The 19,587-nt window shown below is 61.8% G+C and carries 19 protein-coding genes and 1 pseudogene; 10 read left to right on the top strand and 10 right to left on the bottom strand.

The window, feature by feature from the left end:
* The first annotated feature begins 1 nt into the window (after position 1).
* Positions 2 to 145, top strand: a complete 144-nt coding sequence (locus OSC50_RS12030) for a hypothetical protein (RefSeq protein ID WP_181079470.1) — start codon at positions 2 to 4, stop codon at positions 143 to 145.
* Here the strand turns inward: OSC50_RS12030 and OSC50_RS12025 are convergent.
* The gene (locus OSC50_RS12025) at positions 142 to 1,488 is read right to left on the bottom strand and encodes a cation:proton antiporter (RefSeq protein WP_181079469.1); all 1,347 of its coding nucleotides are present in this window, start codon (positions 1,486 to 1,488) and stop codon (positions 142 to 144) included. The two genes, OSC50_RS12030 and OSC50_RS12025, sit on opposite strands and share 4 nt — an antisense overlap.
* A gap of 85 nt (positions 1,489 to 1,573) precedes the next feature.
* A complete protein-coding gene (locus tag OSC50_RS12020; RefSeq protein WP_181079468.1) occupies positions 1,574 to 2,425 on the bottom strand; it encodes an AraC family transcriptional regulator in 852 nt (283 codons plus the stop codon).
* Between the two features lie 142 nt (positions 2,426 to 2,567).
* On the opposite strand from OSC50_RS12020, the gene OSC50_RS12015 reads away from it, so the two are divergent.
* From OSC50_RS12015 to xylB, 6 genes and pseudogenes are all read left to right on the top strand, one after another.
* Positions 2,568 to 3,368: an alpha/beta fold hydrolase gene (locus OSC50_RS12015; RefSeq protein WP_266249342.1), complete on the top strand. Its 801-nt coding sequence runs from the start codon at positions 2,568 to 2,570 to the stop codon at positions 3,366 to 3,368.
* A 240-nt stretch (positions 3,369 to 3,608) separates the two neighbouring features.
* On the top strand, positions 3,609 to 5,141 hold the full coding sequence (locus tag OSC50_RS12010) for a sugar ABC transporter ATP-binding protein (RefSeq protein WP_181079466.1): 1,533 nt from the start codon (positions 3,609 to 3,611) through the stop codon (positions 5,139 to 5,141).
* A gap of 13 nt (positions 5,142 to 5,154) precedes the next feature.
* Positions 5,155 to 6,123 carry an ABC transporter permease subunit gene (locus OSC50_RS12005; protein ID WP_253511844.1) on the top strand — a complete coding sequence of 323 codons (969 nt, stop codon included), beginning with the start codon at positions 5,155 to 5,157 and terminating at the stop codon, positions 6,121 to 6,123.
* Positions 6,124 to 6,157: 34 nt separating this feature from the next.
* Positions 6,158 to 7,090, top strand: a complete 933-nt coding sequence (locus OSC50_RS12000; protein WP_266249346.1) for an ABC transporter substrate-binding protein — start codon at positions 6,158 to 6,160, stop codon at positions 7,088 to 7,090.
* An 18-nt stretch (positions 7,091 to 7,108) separates the two neighbouring features.
* A pseudogene (locus tag OSC50_RS11995) lies at positions 7,109 to 8,104 on the top strand (LacI family DNA-binding transcriptional regulator); the annotation flags it as partial.
* A gap of 16 nt (positions 8,105 to 8,120) precedes the next feature.
* Positions 8,121 to 9,581, top strand: a complete 1,461-nt coding sequence (gene xylB, locus OSC50_RS11990; protein WP_266249348.1) for a xylulokinase — start codon at positions 8,121 to 8,123, stop codon at positions 9,579 to 9,581.
* A 4-nt stretch (positions 9,582 to 9,585) separates the two neighbouring features.
* Here xylB and trxA read toward each other — a convergent pair whose 3' ends face one another.
* The 5 genes from trxA to fabF form a co-directional block, all read right to left on the bottom strand.
* On the bottom strand, positions 9,586 to 9,909 hold the full coding sequence (gene trxA, locus OSC50_RS11985) for a thioredoxin (RefSeq protein WP_253507616.1): 324 nt from the start codon (positions 9,907 to 9,909) through the stop codon (positions 9,586 to 9,588).
* Entirely contained in the window at positions 9,906 to 10,166 is a 261-nt protein-coding gene (locus OSC50_RS11980; RefSeq protein WP_253507619.1) for a thioredoxin family protein, read from the bottom strand. The genes trxA and OSC50_RS11980 overlap by 4 nt, the downstream gene beginning before the upstream one ends.
* A gap of 277 nt (positions 10,167 to 10,443) precedes the next feature.
* Complete coding sequence (locus OSC50_RS11975; RefSeq protein WP_266249351.1) at positions 10,444 to 12,423, bottom strand: peptidase U32 family protein; 1,980 nt, start codon at positions 12,421 to 12,423, stop codon at positions 10,444 to 10,446.
* A 70-nt stretch (positions 12,424 to 12,493) separates the two neighbouring features.
* Positions 12,494 to 12,874: a RidA family protein gene (locus OSC50_RS11970; RefSeq protein ID WP_034097850.1), complete on the bottom strand. Its 381-nt coding sequence runs from the start codon at positions 12,872 to 12,874 to the stop codon at positions 12,494 to 12,496.
* A 72-nt stretch (positions 12,875 to 12,946) separates the two neighbouring features.
* Positions 12,947 to 14,215 (bottom strand): beta-ketoacyl-ACP synthase II, encoded by a 1,269-nt coding sequence (fabF, locus tag OSC50_RS11965; protein ID WP_266249357.1) that lies wholly within the window; start codon positions 14,213 to 14,215, stop codon positions 12,947 to 12,949.
* Between the two features lie 109 nt (positions 14,216 to 14,324).
* On the opposite strand from fabF, the gene OSC50_RS11960 reads away from it, so the two are divergent.
* Together OSC50_RS11960 and OSC50_RS11955 are read left to right on the top strand one after the other, a co-directional pair.
* Positions 14,325 to 14,837 carry a winged helix-turn-helix transcriptional regulator gene (locus OSC50_RS11960; RefSeq protein ID WP_266249358.1) on the top strand — a complete coding sequence of 171 codons (513 nt, stop codon included), beginning with the start codon at positions 14,325 to 14,327 and terminating at the stop codon, positions 14,835 to 14,837.
* Between the two features lie 119 nt (positions 14,838 to 14,956).
* On the top strand, positions 14,957 to 16,312 hold the full coding sequence (locus tag OSC50_RS11955) for a methyl-accepting chemotaxis protein (RefSeq protein WP_181079457.1): 1,356 nt from the start codon (positions 14,957 to 14,959) through the stop codon (positions 16,310 to 16,312).
* Between the two features lie 60 nt (positions 16,313 to 16,372).
* Here OSC50_RS11955 and OSC50_RS11950 read toward each other — a convergent pair whose 3' ends face one another.
* Positions 16,373 to 17,242 (bottom strand): isocitrate lyase/PEP mutase family protein, encoded by an 870-nt coding sequence (locus OSC50_RS11950; RefSeq protein WP_253507630.1) that lies wholly within the window; start codon positions 17,240 to 17,242, stop codon positions 16,373 to 16,375.
* A gap of 154 nt (positions 17,243 to 17,396) precedes the next feature.
* Complete coding sequence (locus OSC50_RS11945; protein ID WP_349679107.1) at positions 17,397 to 18,302, bottom strand: membrane dipeptidase; 906 nt, start codon at positions 18,300 to 18,302, stop codon at positions 17,397 to 17,399.
* Positions 18,303 to 18,568: 266 nt separating this feature from the next.
* Here OSC50_RS11945 and OSC50_RS11940 point away from each other — a divergent pair, with 266 nt between their 5' ends.
* Entirely contained in the window at positions 18,569 to 18,994 is a 426-nt protein-coding gene (locus OSC50_RS11940) for a cupin domain-containing protein (RefSeq protein ID WP_181079454.1), read from the top strand.
* Positions 18,995 to 19,012: 18 nt separating this feature from the next.
* Here the strand turns inward: OSC50_RS11940 and OSC50_RS11935 are convergent, their stop codons facing one another.
* Entirely contained in the window at positions 19,013 to 19,564 is a 552-nt protein-coding gene (locus tag OSC50_RS11935; protein ID WP_253507634.1) for an ATP-dependent Clp protease proteolytic subunit, read from the bottom strand.
* Between the last annotated feature and the right edge of the window lie 23 nt (positions 19,565 to 19,587).

Raw genomic sequence — 19,587 nt, 5'->3', positions numbered from 1 at the left:
CATGTCAAAAGAACTGGAAGAAGAACTCAACGATCCAGGCAATGAAGATCCCGGCTCACTGATGGACGATGCCGAGGTGCCTTTGAACGATCTGGACGATGCCGCCGACGTCGGCAACACCGAACTGACGGACCCTGCGCCTTAAGCCCGCGCAGGGTTTTTTCGTTCATACCAGGCCAGCATGGGCTGGGTACTCAGCCCATGAACCACGATGCTCAATGCAATGACCGAGACTGTCAGGTTTACCGCCACCGCGCTGCTCGTACCCACCAACCCATGGTTGAGCGCATAGAACAGGTAGTAAATACTGCCGATCCCGCGGATCCCGAACCAGCCCATCAGGCCTCGCTGGCGCACATCGATCAGCCGGCCCCACGGCATCGCCAGTACGCTCAGTGGCCGCACCACACAGAACAGCAGCGCCGCCACCGGCAGTGCGCGCCAATCCCAGTGACTGATCAGCACGATCCCGAGCAAGGTCACCAGAAAGACTTCCATCGAACGTTCCACCAGGCTTCCGAAGGACAGCATGTCGCCCATCATCACCCCGGCGGCGATCTGCGTTTCCTCAAGCTCCGTGACGTCGCCCTGCAGGGCCCGCTCAGGCTCCACTTCCAGATGGCCCACCACCGGCAGAGCCAGGTGTTCCGAGGGCGTCGATGAATTGCCCGTGGACCTGAATTCAGCCTGGCGCAGGCCCAGCCCCGCCGCGAATACCGACAGGAAACCGTAGCCACCGACGGCCTCGGCCGCCACGTACGCCAAGGCAATCAGCGCCAGCGTCAGGTAGTCGTTGGGTGAAAGTGTGCTGTCTGAATGGGTGATACGCAGCCACAGGGTCACGCGGCCGATGCCCCGGCCCATCCAATAGCCGATCAGCAACCCGCTCGGCACGGCCCACAGCAAATTCTTCATCAGCCAGCCGCCGAGCCAGTCGCCTTCAAACCCGCCGTGCTGCATGAACAGCAGCGCGAAGATCACAAACGGAAACGCCGTGCCATCGTTCAAACCCGCCTCGCCGGACAGGCCAAAGCGCAGCGCGTCATAGTCCTGTGCATCGTTCACCTGGACCAGCCCCGCCAATACCGGATCGGTCGGCGCAAGAATAGCGCCCACCAGCAGCGACACGCCCCAGGACAGATCGAACAGATAATGCAGCCCCAGGCACACGCCGAGGATAGTCAGCAGCATCACCGGACCCGCCATGCCAAAGGCAACGCGCCAGGTGCGATGCTTGAGCGGCAGGCGCAGCTTCAGGCCGCTGACGAACAGAGAGAACAGCACCGCGACTTCGGTCAGGTGCTCCATCCAGCGCGCAGAGCCTTTGATATCCAGGTCCAGCAGGTCGATGCCCAATGGGCCGATGGCGATCCCCAGCAACAGGCATACCGCCGAAGTCGTGACCGGCATCCAGCGCAGGTAGGAAGAGGTGAGGGCAAGGGTCAGTAACACTGCACCCAATACGGCCATCCATAAAATAAACGTCATCAGTGTGTACCGGGCCGTGGTCTATCCAGGTTGGAGGACCCTGGCTCGGTACTGGTTCAAACTGGTTGGCCCAGGCCCCGATACGTTATCCGGGCGTTACGGCGGGCTGCTCCGGACCCTGCAGGTGCTGCTGTTGCCATTCGCGCGGGCTGGTGCCGATCTTGCGCCGGAACGCACGGGCCAACGCCGAGGGGCTTTCATAGCCGACTTCATCGGCGATCAGCGCAATGGGGCGCCCCTCGCGCAGGCGCTTCTGGGCCAGGCTCACACGCCAGCTCAGCACATAATCGGCAGGCGTCTGGCCCACCACTTTATGAAAATGCGCAGCGAAACTGGCGCGTGACATATTCGATTGCACCGCCATTTCCTGCACGGTCCATGCACGTTCCGGGTGGTTGTGCAGCAGCGTCATCGCCCGTGCCAGGCGCAGGTCGGCCAGCCCCGACATCATTCCGGTGGTCATGCTGTGATAGGCCATCATGTGGCGCAGGAACTGGATCACCATCAGCTCGAACAGGCGGTTCATTACGGCCTCGCGTCCGCAGTGTTCGGCGAAGGCTTCGCTGAACAGCCAGTCGAGTGTGCCGGCAATCATCGGGATGTCCTTGAGGGGCATGCTGATCGAATCGGTCAGCGCAACCGACAACGGGTTGTCCAGCCCACCATCGAAACGCAGCGAAGCGGCCACCACCTCGGCGCGGTCCGCTTTGGTAGCCACCAGCCGATGGGGCAGGGCCCGTGGTATCAGGATCAGGCTTGGCTCGTCCACACGCTGTACACCGGCGGGCATTTCCAGGCAGGCCCGGCCTTCCTTGAGCAGGTAAACCCGTCCGCGTTGGTGTGCCTGCGTGCCTTCCAAGGCATCAAGCAGTGGCCCGCTATGAAAGGTATCGGCGCCGATGCCGAAGTGAACGAGCAAGGTGGATAAACGATCCATGGGTCACCTGACGAAGTGGAAGAATGCCTTTAGACGATCTGCACGATATCGTCGACTATTAGCCTCCGTTTGTAAAATTCCTTCGGGCATCATGGCCTCACGTTCAACGCCTTGAGCGCCATCCCTAAAGGAGCAAATAGCCATGAAACTCTTCACGTTCTCCCGCGTTGCCGCCGCCCTGTTCTCTGGCGCACTGACATTGGGTGTAGCCACTGCAGGCTTCGCCGCCCCGCAGAAAGCCACCGTGGTCCTGGTGCACGGCGCTTTCGCCGACGCCTCCAGCTGGAATGGCGTGATCGCCGGGCTCAAGGCCGAAGGCTATCCGGTCATCGCCGTGGCCAACCCACTGCGCAGTGTGAAGACCGATTCGGACTATGTCGCCGATATCGTTGAACATACTCAAGGGCCGGTCATCCTGGTGGGGCACTCCTATGGCGGTTCGGTAATCTCCAATGCCGTGCACGGCAGCAACAAGGTCAAGGCCCTGGTATACGTCGCCGCCTTCGCCCCGGAGAAGGGCGAGACAGCCTTTGAACTGTCCGGCCGTTACCCAGGCGGCACCCTCGGCCCGACCCTGGACAAGCCGGTGGTATCCAAGGACGGCGTGACCGACCTGTATATTCAGCAAGACAAATTCAACAGCCAGTTCGCCGCCGATGTGTCGCCGCGCGAAGCTCAGCTGATGGCGACCGGGCAACGTCCGATCACCGAGGCTGCGCTGAAAGAACCGTCGGGTGACCCGGCCTGGAAGACCGTGCCGTCCTATTTCATCTACGGCTCGGCGGACAAAAACATTCCCGAGGCTGCGCTCACTTTCATGGCCAACCGCGCGGGCTCGAAGGAAACCGTCGAGATCAAGGGCGCCTCCCACGTGGTGATGGTCTCCAACCCGGCGCGAGTGGTGGCGATCATCAACGATGCGGCGAAGGCGAACGCTCAGTAACCGCGCAAGGTGAGCAATCTGCAAGTGGCCAGCGAGCGAGTTACCTGGCCACGCTCACCGCGCTCGGCGTTGAATAAATTCGAGATCTAAGTGATTGTTGCGGTGAAGAAACGTTTCACCCAGCGATAAATGGACGACGCAAGCGCTTGCGTAAGCAAATGTATCTGATTAGAGTCGGTGGCAATCGGCTCCGATTCAAAAGGGCTGAACGACAAAAATAATAAAACCAGGAGCTCAGCCATGAGCCTCGAACCCTTGCTTGAGATGCAGGGCATCAGCAAGACCTTCAATGGTCTGCGCGTGCTCAAGAATGTCGGCCTGAAGGTTTACCCCGGCGAAATCCACGCGTTGATGGGGGAAAACGGCGCCGGCAAATCCACCCTGATGAAAATCCTCTCCGGCGCTTACCAGGCCGACCCCGGCGGAGAAATCCGCATTGGCGGCCAGCCCGTCGCGACCTTTACACCCGCTACCGCCAAAGCCCTCGGCATCGCCGTGATCTACCAGGAACTGAGCCTGTGCCCGAACCTGAGCGTGGCCGAGAATATTTACCTGGGCCGCGAACTGCGGCGTGGCTGGACCATCGATCGCAAAGGCATGCAGGACGGCTGCGTCGAGGTGCTGCAACGCCTGGGCGCCGAGTTCACTCCGGCCACACGGGTCAGCAGCCTGTCGATCGCCGAGCGCCAACTAGTGGAAATCGCCCGCGCCTTGCATGCCCACGCCAAGATCCTGGTGATGGACGAACCCACCACGCCGCTGTCGTCCCGCGAGACTGATCGCCTGTTCGCGCTGATCAAACACTTGCGCGGCCAGGGCCTGGCGATTATCTACATCAGCCACCGCATGGCCGAGATCTACGAGCTGTCGGACCGCGTATCGGTGCTGCGCGACGGCCAGTACATCGGCGAATTGACTCGCGAGGGGCTGTCGGCCGAGGTGCTGGTGAAAATGATGGTGGGGCGCGACCTGTCGGGCTTCTACAAAAAGGACCACGCCGCGTACGACCCCGGCGCCGTGGTCATGCGCGTGCGCGACATGGCCGACGGCAAACGCGTGCGAAGGTGCAGTTTCGACCTGCACGCCGGTGAAGTGCTGGGCATCGCCGGGCTGGTGGGGGCAGGGCGCACTGAGCTGGCGCGGCTGATCTTCGCCGCTGATCCGCGCACCAGTGGCACCCTGGAAGTGGTGGGCAAGACCGTCACAGCATTGCGCACCCCGGCCGATGCGATCCGCGCCGGCGTGGTGTACCTCACCGAAGACCGCAAGGCCCAGGGCCTGTTCCTGGACATGAGCGTGGCCGACAACATTAACGTCTGCGCGTGTGTACCGGATGCCCGTGCCGGGGGCGTTCTTGACCGGGCGCACGCCGCGCAACGCTCGAATGACGCGATCAAGTCGCTGTCGATCCGCGTGGCGTCGGGCAAGGTCAATGTCGGCGCGTTGTCCGGAGGCAATCAGCAGAAGGTATTGCTGGCGCGCCTGCTGGAGGTCAAGCCTCATGTGCTGATCCTCGACGAACCCACGCGCGGCGTGGATATCGGTTCCAAGTCCGAGATCTACCGCATCATCAATCAGTTGGCGCTGGCCGGAGTGGGCATTGTGGTGATTTCCAGCGAGCTGCCGGAAATCATCGGCACCTGCGACCGCGTGCTGATCATGCGCGAAGGCCAATTGGTGGCCGAAGTCGGCGGGGCTTCCGGCCACGCTATTTCCCAGGAACGTATTATCGACCTCGCCACCGGTGGCGATCAGGTGGCTGCCCATGGCTGACTCAAACAACACAATGACACTCCCCACGCCGGGCAGGGCCGAACGGGCCCGCGAGCTGATGCGCACGGTCGGCATGTTGCCCGTGCTGGTCCTGCTGCTGGTGGGCTTCGCCCTGGCCAGTGAAAACTTCCTGACGATGCAGAACCTGTCGATCATCACGCAGCAGGCCTCGGTAAACGTGGTGCTGGCGGCGGGCATGACCTTTGTGATTCTCACCGCCGGTATCGACCTGTCGGTGGGCGCGATCCTGGCGGCGTCGGCGGTGGTGGCGCTGCAGGCATCGATGTCGCCGCAGTTCGGTATGTTCGGGATCGCCGCCGGTATCGGCTTCGGCCTGTTGCTCGGTCTGGTCAATGGCGGCCTGATCGCCTTCATGCGCCTGCCGCCGTTTATCGTCACCCTCGGTGCGCTCACTGCCATGCGCGGCCTGGCGCGGCTATTGGCGGACGACAAGACCGTGTTCAATCCTGACCTGCCGTTTGCGTTTATCGGCAACGACTCGATACTCGGTGTGCCGTGGCTGGTGGTGATTGCGGTGGCCGTGGTGGCCCTGTCGTGGTTCATCCTGCGGCGCACGGTGATGGGCGTGCAGATCTATTCGGTGGGCGGTAACCCGGAAGCGGCGCGGCTGTCGGGGATCAAGGTGTGGAAGGTGTTGCTGTTCGTCTATGCCATGTCCGGCGCGTTGGCCGGGCTGGGCGCGGTGATGAGCGCTTCACGCCTGTTTGCCGCCAATGGCCTGCAACTCGGGCAGTCCTACGAGCTGGATGCGATTGCCGCGGTGATCCTCGGCGGCACCAGCTTTACCGGCGGCGTCGGCACCATCGGTGGCACGTTGATCGGCGCGCTGATCATCGCCGTGCTCACCAACGGCCTGGTGCTGCTGGGGGTGTCGGATATCTGGCAATACATCATCAAAGGCATCGTGATCATTGGCGCGGTGGCGCTGGACCGTTATCGCCAGTCCGGCGCACGGACCTGAATGACCTTCTACAACAATCACAAGAGAGAAGCGCATGAACTTTAAACGTATCGTTCCCGTCATCGCCCTGGCTGCCCTGATGTCCCAGGCCGTACAGGCCCGTGAACTCAAAGCGGTGGGCATCAGCATGGGCTCGCTGGGCAATCCGTATTTCGTGACCCTGGCCGACGGTGCCACCGCGAGGGCCAAGGCGTTGAATCCCAACGTCAAGGTCACCTCGGTGTCCGCCGACTACGACTTGAGCAAACAGTTTTCCCAGATCGACAACTTCATTTCGTCCAAGGTCGACCTCATCCTGCTCAACGCCGTCGACCCATCGGCCATGGCCTCGGCCATCAAGAAAGCCCGTGACGCCGGTATCGTCGTAGTCGCCGTGGATGTGGACGCCAAAGGCGTGAACGCCACCGTGCAGACCGACAACGTCGAAGCCGGCAAGCTGGCCTGCCAATACCTGGTGGACAAGCTCTCGGGCAAAGGCAATGTGATTATCCAGAACGGCCCGCAGGTCACCGCCGTGACCGACCGCGTCAAGGGCTGCAAGACTGCGCTGGCGGCAGCGCCGGACATCAAGGTGCTGTCCGACGATCAGGACGGCAAAGGTTCGCGCGAAGGCGGCCTGAATGTGATGCAGGGTTACCTCACCCGCTTCCCGAAAATCGACGGCCTGTTTGCGATCAACGATCCGCAAGCCATCGGCAGCGACCTGGCGACCAGGCAGCTCAAGCGCAGCGGCATCATCATCACCTCCGTCGACGGCGCGCCGGATATCGAAAACGCGTTGAAGACCGACACCCAGATCCAGGCCTCCGCCAGCCAGGACCCGTGGGCCATGGCCCAGACCGCCGTGGACGTAGGTAACGCCATTCTCAATGACAACGCACCGGCCGACGCGGTGACGTTGCTCACGCCGAAACTGATCACCCGTGACAATGTCGGCACCTACAGCGGCTGGTCGAGCAAACACTGAGTTCGCCGGAGGAAGCGTGCCATGGTCACCATGGACGATGTGGCAAGCCGCGCCGGGGTGTCGACTTCAACCGTGTCCCATGTGGTGAACGGCACCCGTAAAGTCAGCGAGGCGACGGTGCTGGCGGTGCAGCGCGCGATCCAGGATCTGGGTTATATCCCCAACACCCTGGCGCGCTCGCTGGCCCGCTCCAGCACCAGCACCATTGGCGTGGCGATTTCGGCGCTGTCCAATCACTACTTCAGCGAAACCGTGCACGCGATTGAAGCCGAGTGCGCCAAGCACGGCTACATGATGCTGTTTGTCGACACCCACGATGACCCGGAACAAGAGTTGCGGGTCGTGACCGCGCTGCATCATCGGCGGGTCGACGGTATTGTGCTGGCGCCGTCGAATGGGTCCCTGGCCCTGGAATACCTGCGTGCCAACGAGATTCCGGCGGTGCTGGTGGATCGGATGATGAGCGCGCAGTTCGACCAGATCGGGGTGGAAAACGCGCGGTCCACGCAAACCCTGATCGAACACCTGATAAGCCACGGTCACCGCCGTATCGGCTTTATCGCCGGGCGCGCGGGGTTCAGTACCACGGATGAGCGGGTGGCCGGGTACATGGCGGCGTTGCAGGCGGCGGGGTTGGCCTTTGATCCGCAGTTGTTGGTCAACGGCGGCTCCAGTACGGAACCTGCTCGTCAGGCCACGGTGCAACTGTTGGGCCTGGCGTCGCCACCGACGGCGATCATGGCCGGTAATAACTTGATGACCCTGGGCGCCATGCACGCTCTGCGTGATGCGCACCTGGAGGTCCCGGCGCAGATGGCATTGGTGGGGTTTGATGATTTTGACTGGGCGGACTTTTTCGTGCCGCGATTAACCCTGATCGCCCAGCCCGTGCAGGCATTGGGCGCCCAGGCGGTCAACCTGCTGCTGCAACGCATGGCGTCGCCCGCCGCGCCCACTCAGTGCGCGCGTCTGGCACCGACCCTGCGACTGCGCAATTCCTGTGGCTGTCACTGATTGGAATCACATACATATGAACAGTCCGGTTTCCCTCGGCATCGATCTGGGCACTTCTGAACTCAAGGCCATCCTGATGGACCTCGACGGCAACGTACTGGCCCATGCCGGTGTGCGTTTGAGCGTGTCGCGCCGGCAGAGCGGCTGGTCCGAGCAGGCCCCGCAGGATTGGTGGCAGGCCTGCGTGCAGGCGCTGACCCAACTGCGCGGCCATCCGGCGTATGCCCAGGTGACCTGTATCGGCCTGTCCGGGCAGATGCATGGCGCGGTGCTGTTGGGTGCGGACGACCAGGTGCTGTATCCGGCAATCCTGTGGGATGACTCCCGTGCCGTGGCCGAGGCAGAACGCCTGGGCGCCGAGTTTGCCGATGTCACCGGCAGCCTGCCGATGGCCGGGCTTACCGCGCCGAAGTTAGTGTGGCTGCAAGAGCACGAGCCCGAGGTGTTCAAGGCCATTGATTGTGTGTTGTCGCCCAAGGACTACCTGCGCTTGCGCCTGACCGGCGAACGCATCAGCGAGATGTCCGATGCCGCCGGCACACTGTGGCTGGATGTCGCCCGGCGCGAGTGGTTCACGCCAATGCTGCGCGCTACAGGCCTGGCGCCGTGGCAGATGCCCCGCCTGGTAGAGGGCGGGGCGGCGAGTGCACGGTTGACTGCGATGGACCTGGGGCTGTCGCCCGACGTGGTGATTGCCGGCGGTGGCGGCGATAACCCGGTGGCGGCGGTGGGCATCGGTGCCATTCACGCCGGTGACGGGTTCATTACCCTGGGCACCAGCGCGGCCATCGTCGCGATCACCGATCACGCCGCCGGCAACCCGGCCAGTGCGGTGCATAGCTTCTGCCATGCGCTGCCGGATCGCTGGTACACCATGGGCGCCATGCTCGCCGGCGCCAGTTGCCTGCGCTGGGTTACGCGGCTGCTGGGCATGCCCGACGAGCAGGCCTTGCTGGATCAGGTGCAGGCACACTTGCCGATGGGCCAGGTGGTGCCGCTGTGCACGCCGTTATTCCTGCCGTACCTGGCCGGTGAACGCACGCCCCACAACGACCCCCTGTTACGCGGCGGCTTTATGGGCCTGGGCCATGACTGCACGCCGGCGATGCTCGGTTATGCGGTGATGGAAGGCGTCGGCTTCGGCCTGCTGGATGCGTTGCATGCCGTGCAATCGGCCGGCGCCCAGGTCGGCGCTTGCGCGTTGGTAGGCGGCGGCGCGCGCAGCGAGTATTGGGCGCAGTTGCTGGCCAATATCCTGCAACGGGAGATCTACACGTTGCACGGCAGCGAACTGAGCGCCTGCATCGGCGCAGCGAAACTGGGGTTTATGGCGGTGGGCGAGGGCGCGGACTTGCTGGCGGCAGGCATGCCGATCAAGGCGCATTACTTGCCGGATGCGACGCAGCGCGCTGTGCTGCAGGCGCGCTATCGGCAGTTTCAGGGACTCTTGGAGGCGGCGAAAGGCTTGCGGGCCTGAGCAATCAGAGCTTGCCGTCCAGAAAGCTGATCAGTCCCGACTTTGTGATAGCGCCGATTTTCGTGCCTACTACATGACCGCCACTGAACAGCATCAGCGTAGGCATGCTATCTATGCCATATGTTTGCGGCGTGGCTGGATTCTCGTCGACATTGAGTGTGGCAACCTGCAACCGATCTGCGTATTCCTCGGCGATCTGTTCGATAGACACCGCAAGCATTTTGCACGGGCCGCACCATTCGGCCCAGAAGTCGACCAGTACAGGTTTGGTGCTGTGGATAACGTCGTCCTCGAACGAATCGTCAGTGATGGCTTTGATCTGACTCATAAATGCCTCCTGTGGTCTTTGAACAGCATCAGCGTGGGCACCTCGTGCACCCCGTACCGGGCCGGTGTGACGCAATGGTCGTCGACATTCAGCGTCACAATGGTCAAGCGGCCCAGGTAATCCTCAGCCATTTGTTCGAGGTAGGACAGATGGCCACAGCTATTGTTCCAGTAATACACCAACACCGGGCCTAGGGCCTGCAACACCTGCCGATCAAAATTGGCATCGCTGACTTCTTTGATAAGTGAGCGCGTCATGGGCAACCCTCCGACCACAGCACCGACGCTAACGCAACGAGGCGCTGAAGACACCTGTGAAAAATGACAGGGTGTTAGATCGATTGGCGATAGCCCAAGGCGGTGCCTGTATGAGCGGGCTTGCGCCGCACTGGGCCGCGAGGCGGCCCGCGATCAAACTGCGGCGCAGTGTCAGACCGAATGGGGACAGCCGGTTCCAGGGCTGCTTGTGCAGCCCGGCGCGGGGCAAGCCCGCTCACCACAAAACAGTATTAGCCGTTGACGAAGTGCAACAGCATCAGTGCGTGCCCTGATAGATAAGTTTGTCCGGGTTGAAGTGTTCGACCACGCTGCCCGGTTGCGGCAAGCCCAGGATGTGGCCCTTGATCTTGCCCACCACATGCATTTCACAAGGCTTGCAGTCGAATTTCAGGGTCAGTACTTCGTCGCCGTGGATCAACTGCATCGGCGCCACCTTGGTCTTCACGCCCGTGACACCCTTGGCCTGTTTCGGGCACAGGTTGAACGAGAAACGCAGGCAGTGCTTGGTGATCATCACCGGCACTTCGCCGGTTTCTTCGTGGGCCTCAAAGGCCGCATCGATCAACTTCACCCCGTGACGATGGTAAAAGTCGCGGGCTTTCTGGTTGTAGACGTTGGCCAGGAACGACAGGTGCGCTTCCGGATAGACCGGCGGCGGCGTGGTTTCAGCCTTGCGCCCGCCACGCGGATGAGCCGCGACACGGGCAGCGGTCAGCGCTTCGATCACTTCGCGGCGCAGGGCCTTGAGCTGTGAGTTGGGGATGAAGAATGCCTGCGGCGCATCCAGCTCGATGGCGGTAGCGTGATATTCGGTGGTGCCCAATTGGCCGAGCAGATCGCGCAAGGTATCCAGCGCCTGTTCCGGCTTGTTGGCCACGCCGAACGGGCCGGGCAGGGTAACGCTGGCACTGATGCCTTCTTCGCTGATTGCGGTGACTACCAACTGCTCTTCACGCAGGCGCGCGACCCACGACAGGCCGATACGGCGCTCGGCCGAGGTCTTGAGCAAAGCCTGTTGCCAGTTATGGTCGAGGTTGCGGTTCAGTGGATGGTTCGGGCGCAGCTGGTGCAGGCCGGCCGGCATTTCATTCGGCTCGACGCGATAGCGGTAGCGCTTCTGGCCGTCTTCCTCGAATTCGCCCTTGGGCTCGGCGATGTTGGCGCGAAACCCCACGACCTCTCGCTTGACCAGCACGTTCAGGCCATCGCCGTTGGACAGCGGCTCATGGGTGACCACTTGCAGGTCGCGCTTACCGGCCTTTTCCACCACACCCACCGGCAGGCCGGTGAAGGTCGGGGTGTCGAAGGCGCCGATATCGATCTTGCGGTCGCTGACGAAATAGTCGGTGCTGCCACGGTGGAAGGTTTTTTCCGGGTCCGGCACGAAGAAATGCGCGGTGCGACCGCTGGAGGCGCGAGCCAGGTCCGGGCGATCTTCGAGAATCTCGTCCAGGCGCTGGCGGTAATAGGCGGTGATGTTCTTCACATAGCCCATGTCTTTGTAGCGGCCCTCGATCTTGAACGAACGCACACCGGCTTCGACCAGCGCGCGCAGGTTGGCGCTCTGGTTGTTGTCTTTCATCGACAGCAGGTGCTTTTCAAAGGCAACCACCCGGCCCTGGTCGTCTTTCAAGGTATACGGCAGACGGCAGGCCTGGGAGCAATCACCACGGTTGGCGCTGCGGCCGTTCTGCGCATGGGAAATATTGCACTGCCCGGAAAATGCCACGCACAACGCGCCATGGATAAAGAACTCGACGGCGGCCTCGGTCTCGTCGGCGATGGTGCGGATTTCCTGCAGGTTCAGTTCGCGCGCCAATACCAACTGGGAGAATCCGGCCTGGTCGAGGAACTTGGCGCGGGCCAGCGTGCGGATATCGGTCTGGGTGCTGGCGTGCAGCTCGATGGGCGGGATATCCAGCTCCATCACGCCCAGGTCCTGCACGATCAACGCATCGACGCCGGCATCGTAGAGCTGGTGGATCAGCTTGCGCGCCGGTTCCAGCTCGTTGTCATGCAGGATTGTGTTGATGGTGGTGAACACGCGGGCGTGGTAACGACGGGCGAACTCGACCAGTTGAGCGATATCGCTGACGTCGTTGCACGCGTTATGGCGGGCGCCGAAGCTTGGGCCGCCAATATAAATGGCGTCGGCGCCGTGCAGGATAGCCTCGCGCGCAATGGCGACATCGCGGGCAGGGCTGAGCAATTCCAGGTGGTGCTTGGGCAAGGACATAGTTTTTTTAGTCAGGCTTGTCACGGTTGAGGCGCGCATTGTAGCCGTGAAATGCCTGCCCGGCATCACTTCACGCCTTGGCTGCCATTGCGGTGACTTCCACGCGCATGCCTTCCACCGCCAGCGCGGCCACGCCAACCGCCGCGCGCACGGGCCATGGCTTGGCGAAGAAGCGTTTGTACACTTCGTTGAAGGCTGCGCGATCGGCCATGTCCGTCAGATAAATGGTCAGGTGCATCACGCGATCCATGGAACTGCCGGCCTTTTCCAGAGCGACTTTCAGCGCTTGCAGCGTGCACTCGCTTTGCAGGGTGATATCCCCCAGTTCCAGGCTGCCGTCGGCGCGGGTCGGGATCTGGGTCGATACCAGGATGCCGTTGAAGCCGACAACATCGGAAGAAATGGACTCGGCGTCCGGGTCGGGGGTGTAGGACAGATCGTGGTTGGCCATGGGCGCCTCTCGTTGGCAAAAAACACAAAGGCGCCATGGTCCTCGAAATCCACCCCTGGGGCAAACCCAGGCTCAGTGCCAGCGGTGGAACAGCACGCTGGCATTCACGCCGCCAAAACCGAAGCCATTGGACAACGCGTACTCGATCGGCATGGGCCGGGCCTCGCCGCGCAGCAAGTGCATGCCCTCGGCCAGTTCGTCCGGGGTGTCCAGGTTAAGGGTGACCGGAGCGATCTGGTCGCGCAGGGCGAGCACTGTGAAAATCGCTTCGATGCCTCCGGCAGCGCCGAGCAAGTGGCCGGTGGCGGATTTGGTCGAGCTGATGGCCAGATTGCTATCGGCGCCGAACACACGTCTGATCGCGGCCAATTCGCCTTTGTCGCCCACCGGCGTCGAGGTGGCGTGGGCGTTCAGGTACTGCACCTGGGAGGCATCGACCCCGGCCTGACGCAGTGCCTGGGTCATGGCACGGCGCGCGCCGTCGCCGTCTTCCGGGCCTGCGGTCATGTGATAGGCGTCGGCACTGGTGCCATAACCGACCAATTCGGCAATCGGTTGCGCACCTCGCGCCAGAGCATGCTGCAGCTCTTCGATCACCAGGATGCCCGCGCCTTCGCCCATCACGAAGCCATCGCGGGCCTGATCGAAGGGCCGCGAGGCGAGCGCCGGGTTGTCGTTGAAAGCGCTGGACAAGGCCCGCGCCGCCGCGAACCCGGCCAGGCTGACGCGATGGATGGCGGCTTCGGCCCCACCACACACGGCCACGTCGACTTCACCGGCGCGGATCATCCGCGCGGCGTCGCCAATCGCTTGCACGCCCGCCGCGCAGGCAGTCACCGGCGCCCCCAGTGGGCCTTTCAAGCCATAGTTGATCGAGACGTGCCCGGCGGCCATGTTGCTCAGGAATGACGGGATGGTAAACGGTGACAATCGCCGCGGCCCCTTGCTGTCGGTGGTGCGTACCGCGTCGGCGATCGCCGGAAAACCGCCGACGCCCGAGGCGATGATGGTGGCGGTGCGTTCCTGTTGTTCGGCGTTGGCGGGGGCCCAGCCGGCCTGCTGCAACGCTTCATCGGCGGCGGCGAGGGCGAACAGGATGAAACGGTCCATTTTGCGCTGTTCCTTGGCCGCCAGCAGACGATCAGGGTCGAAACCGGCCTGCGGATCCTGCGCCAGGGTTTGTACCTGGCCGCCGATACTGATCGCCAGGTCACCGATCAATGCCTGCGGTAGATGACGGATGCCGGATTGTCCGGCCAGCAGGCGCCGCCAGGTCGGCTCGACGCCACAGGCCAGCGGCGTCAGCGCGCCCATGCCGGTCACAACGATACGTTTATTCATGCTTAATCGACTCCAGGTGTGTTGGGGAATGCAGACCCTGTGGACGTTACTATCATCATGAAAGTAACATGGCATCCTGCAACTTTGCACCGCTCTTACAGGAAAACCCATGCAACGCACGTCTCTTACCAGCGATGAATGCCCGATAGCCCGTAGCCTCGACCAGGTCGGGGAGTGGTGGAGCATCTTGATCATGCGCGACGCCTTGCACGGTCTGCGGCGCTTCGACGAATTTTCGCGCAGCCTGGGCATCGCGCCGAACATGTTGACCCGTCGTCTCAATGCACTGGTGGAGGCGGGCATGCTTGAGCGCAGGCCTTACAGCGAACACCCGCCGCGTTATGAATACGTACCCACGGCCAAGGGCGAGGACTTTCGCGTGGTGCTGCTGTCCTTGGTGGCTTGGGGCAACCGGCATTACGCCCAGGAGGGCGCCAGCGTGGAGATTGTGGAGCGCGACACGGCGCGGCCATTGGTGCCGATGATGGTCGATGCCGTCGACGGCCGGGTGGTGCCCTGGGACGCCTGCACCTTGCAGGCCGGCCCGGCGGCCAGCCCCGGTATGCGCCAGCGCATGGGGGCGATGGTGCATCCCGACACGTCGGGTGCCGAGGGTAGTTAAGCCCGACTTTTCGCGTTTTTTTGACGCCAGAAAATAAAAATTAAAGCCGCGTAAAGTCGCAAATCGCGCCGCCGATAGCTACTTTACAAGCAGGTTCTCCGCACGGCAGAGGGTTCGTCATGTTCAATAACGCATTAAAAACAGAACTGGCGGCCAGGAAGGCCGAAGTCACCGCATACAAAGGGCTGAACGCAGCGTTGGAGCGCTCCATGGCGGTGGTCGAATTCGACCTGAACGGCAAGGTGCTGCGGGCCAACGATAACTTCCTGAAAACCATGGGCTACAGCGCCGATCAGTTGGCCAGCAAATCTCATCGCGACTTCTGTTTACCTTCACTGACCAGCAGCCCGGCCTACAGCGAGTTCTGGGCGGACCTGCGCGCCGGCAAGTTCGTCTCCGGCACCTTCAAACGGGTGAATGCCAGCGGCAAGACTGTCTGGCTGGAGGCCAGCTACAACCCGGTGCTGGACGAGCGTGGTCAGCCGGTCAAAGTGGTCAAGTACGCCTTGGACGTCACCAGCAAAGTCGAGCAGGAGGCTGCGACCCGGAGCAAACTGTCGGCACTGGACCGCGCCATGGCGGTGATCGAATTCGATCTGGGCGGCCACGTACTCGATGCCAACCCCAATTTCCTGAATGTCATGGGCTACTCGCTGGCCGAACTCAAGGGCAAGCATCACCGCATGTTCTGCGAACCGAGCCTGGTCAACAGTAGCGAGTACGCCGACTTCTGGCGTCGCTTGAACAACGGCGAATTCTTCACCGGGCAATTCAAGCGCATCGGCAAACATGGTCGTCCGGTGTGGTTGGAAGCCAGCTACAACCCGGTGTATGACGTTGATGGCACGCTGCTCAAAATCGTCAAATTTGCGAGTGACATCACCGAACGCGTGGAGAAATTCGAAGAGGACTCCCGTGGTGCCTCGCGTGCCTACCATATCTCATCGGAAACCGAACGTTTCGCCGAGCACGGCACCCAGGTTATCCACGACACCGCCACGGAAATGCGCCGGATTGCTGAAAACATCGGGGCGTCCGCGCGGCTGGTGGGGCAACTGGGCGATCGGTCGGAGCAGATTACCGCCATCGTCAACACCATCCGCGGCATAGCCGACCAGACCAACCTGCTGGCACTCAACGCTGCCATCGAAGCGGCCCGCGCCGGTGACCAGGGCCGCGGCTTTGCGGTCGTGGCCGACGAGGTTCGCCAATTGGCCGGCCGCACCAGCCGCTCCACGGCGGAAATCGCCGAGATGATCGGCATGATCCTGTCGGAAACCCGTGACGCAGTGAGCAGCATGAATGCCACTCAGGAAGGCGCGCAGCGTGGCGTCAACCTGGCGGATCAGGCAGGCTCGGTGATCCTGCAGATACGCACCAGCACCAGCGATGCGGTGCAGGCGGTGAGTATGTTTGCGTCGAAGCTGGATGAGTCCGAGGTCATTCCGAAAACAGCGGTGGGCTGGGTCGGATAACCCGCGACAGGTTGATGTTGTAGGAGGGGGCGGCGGCTGCCCCCTCGATCCACGCGATGATTACTCTTTTACGTCCATGAATTCTTTGGCCCAGGCCACGTAGCTTTCAGGCAGCGTGTAGGTGTGGGTCAACTCGGTGGCGCTCAGGTTGGAGGTGCTGTGGGTCAGCTGGCGTTGGGCGCGCAGGCTGTCGTACGTGGCTTTGATCGCCGCGAAGTAAGCCCCATGACCAGCCACTATCACGCGTACGCCGAGGTCCGCCAGACGCTGCGCGTCGTTGAGCTTAGGGTTGCCGTACGTCACCAGCATCAACGGTATGGTGAGATTTTCCGCGATCTTTTCCAGGTGCTCGAAATCGCTGACGCCGACCATGCAGATGCCATCGGCACCGGCCTTCTGGTAGGCGCGGGTGCGTTCGATCACCGCATCGGTTGGCAATACGCCGGCGTTGGTGCGAGCAATGATCGACAGTTCCGGGTCAACCCGCGCTTCCAGCGCCGCGCGGACTTTACCGATGCCTTCGTCAATCGAAATCAAGTCCGTGGACTTGCGCCCGAATTGCGCCGGCAGCAACGTGTCTTCGATGGTCAGCGCAGCGACGCCGGCGCGTTCCAGCTCTTCGACGGTACGCATCACATTGAGCGCGTTGCCGTAGCCGTGGTCGGCATCGGCGATAAAAGGCAACTGCGCGACGCGGCCGATGCGGGTGGCCTGCTCAACGAACTCACTCAGCGTAATCAAGGCAAAATCGGGAGCCGCCAACACCTGCAATGAGGCCACCGAACCCCCCAGAATGCCGACCTCAAAGCCCAGGTCGGCGGCGATCCTTGCCGACATTGGATCAAACACGGAGGCGGTTTCAACGCACGCGGGCGTCGCCAGCAATTCACGGAAATGACGGCGCAGGGCTGAGTGAGACTTTTTTGGCATGATCTTTCCTGGTTGGGGCCATTGTCGACATACGATCAATGCCTATTGGTAGATGTGTGAGATTACCATGTAGGAAAACGGAGGATTATGACGTTTGAGAATGGGGTATGCGCGCCGCACATAAGTGCGGTGACACGAGCGGAGTGGCGTTGCGTCACGGCAGCCATGTGGCCTCGGCGACGCGCACGAAGTTCTCGCCGAATATGGCGTTGATTTCCGCATTCTTGTAGCCAAGGCGCTCAAGCTCACGCGCGATATCCGGCAGCGCTTCGGGCTGTAATTGATCCTGACCACTGATCCTGCCGTAAAAAGCATCTGGCCACCACGTCTCCTCGCTGACGCCCACTGGCAGGTCAATGGCACCTCGGACAAGCTCGGTATCCAGGCCCAGGCCGATATGCGCGGTTCCCACCAACGCCGCCAGGTAGTCGATCTGACGCACGAAAGAGCGCGCCGAGGCCCGTGGATCGCCCAGGAACAGCCCCAGCCCCGTCAGGCCGATGACGCCACCCGAGCCGGCGCAGGCGAGGATTTGTTCGTCGTCAATGGTGCGAGGATGGTCGAAGAGTGCCTTGACGTTGGTGTGGGAGAAGACCACGGGGCGACTCGAACACTCGATGATCTCCAGGCTGGAACGCTTGCCGGCATGTGAGCAGTCCATCACCACACCGGCGTTATGTATCGCCGCCACCACCTCGCGTCCCACCCTGGACAACCCGATATCCGCGCCATGGCAGCCTCCGGCGCAGGCATTGTCGCGGTTGTAAGCCAGCAGAATCTGCCGGACCCCCAGCGCGGCGAACAACTCAACCATCGCAGGGTCCTGGAGCAGCATGCTGGAACCTTCGAGGTCGAACGAAATGGCCAATTTGCCTTGCTCGCGGGCGCTGCGGATGTCGGCAAGCGTGTGTGCGAGCACCAATACGTCCCCATGCCGCGACACCCAGCTCCTGAACCCGGCAATTACCCGCATCACGGTGTCCAGTGGCGTCATGTCCATGCCCACGTTTACCGAGACATGGTGAAACCCCGCTTGTCGATAGCGCAGCAACGCCGACATGTCCTGGTTTGCCAGAAGCGGCAGACACGCATGCGCCTCCCATCTGATCGCCGATGGGGCAGGGGATTCTGATGCGCTTGCAGGAAGATTCATGCGGTCACCCCAGTGTCGGTTTGCAGGCAGTGTACAACCGCCTTTGTATGAACATGTATCCAGCCCACCGATGGATACAAAAGCGCTGACAAACACCCGCTGCGTGACACATTCCCGATACCCGCCGCGCCCACAGTAATGACCACCCCATCATTGCTCAAGAGGGCAACACCATGCGCCACCCACTGTTGATGACCGCCGCTGCATTGATCGTTTCGCTGAGCGGCTTGGCTCATGCCGCCGATGCACACTCTACAACCCCGGCTCAGAGCTGGCAGCAAGGGCTGAGCCGCACAGACCTGGTACACCAGGACCTGGGGGCCGACCAGCGTGAGGTGATCCAGGCGCGCGTCGATTTCGAACCGGGTGTGACCTCACCCAGGCATGCGCATCCCGGTGTGGAAATCGCCTATGTGATCAGCGGCACATTCGAATACCGTCTCGAAGGCCAGCAGCCGGTCACGCTTATGGCGGGCGATTCGCTGTTCATTCCTGCCGGTGTGGCACATATCGCCAGGAACGTCGGTCGGGAACGCGGCTCGGAGCTGGCAACCTATGTCGTCAAGAAGGGCGAGCCGCTGTTGATTCTCAAGAAGTGATTCGGTCCGGCCTGGCTGTCAGGAGTAAATGCAGCAGGTGACGTAGTCGGGCTTTATCCGAGGCAACTCAATGGTCTCGATAAGGCCCGTGGCTATTGCCTCCTGAGGATTGAGAATGCGAGGCGCGGCAATCAGGTATTTTTCCGTTTCCATCTGCTCCTTGGCATTGGCGGTTCGCTCGGCAACGATTTTCGCGTACAGCTGCAGGTCATAGTCCAGACTCATCGCATATTCCGACATGCGCGAATGATCGACCGCACCTTGCAGGTGCCAGTGGAAAGGGTGGAAGAGAAACTTGCTATGGACGCAGGCAGTCCGGCGCTGCCCGGCCAGGAAGACGATATTGCCCATGGATTCGACAGTACCCATGTTATGGGTATGCACTGCTATAGGCAGAGATATCAGGAAGTTATACATGGTGAAGCCGTAACTGCATTCTCCACCCATAGTGGCGATATTTACCAAGAGACAGCTCGCATCTTTCTGCACGGCTAAAGAGGCTTTTTCAATCAGTTGGCCGCAGGTGGAGGCGTTGATCGGGCCGGTGAAGTTAATAACATGCGTAGTCATACCTTGCCACCTTTTTAATTGCT

Source organism: Pseudomonas quebecensis, assembly GCF_026410085.1.
GTDB lineage: Bacteria > Pseudomonadota > Gammaproteobacteria > Pseudomonadales > Pseudomonadaceae > Aquipseudomonas > Aquipseudomonas quebecensis.
This window is presented reverse-complemented; position numbering and strand designations above follow the sequence as displayed.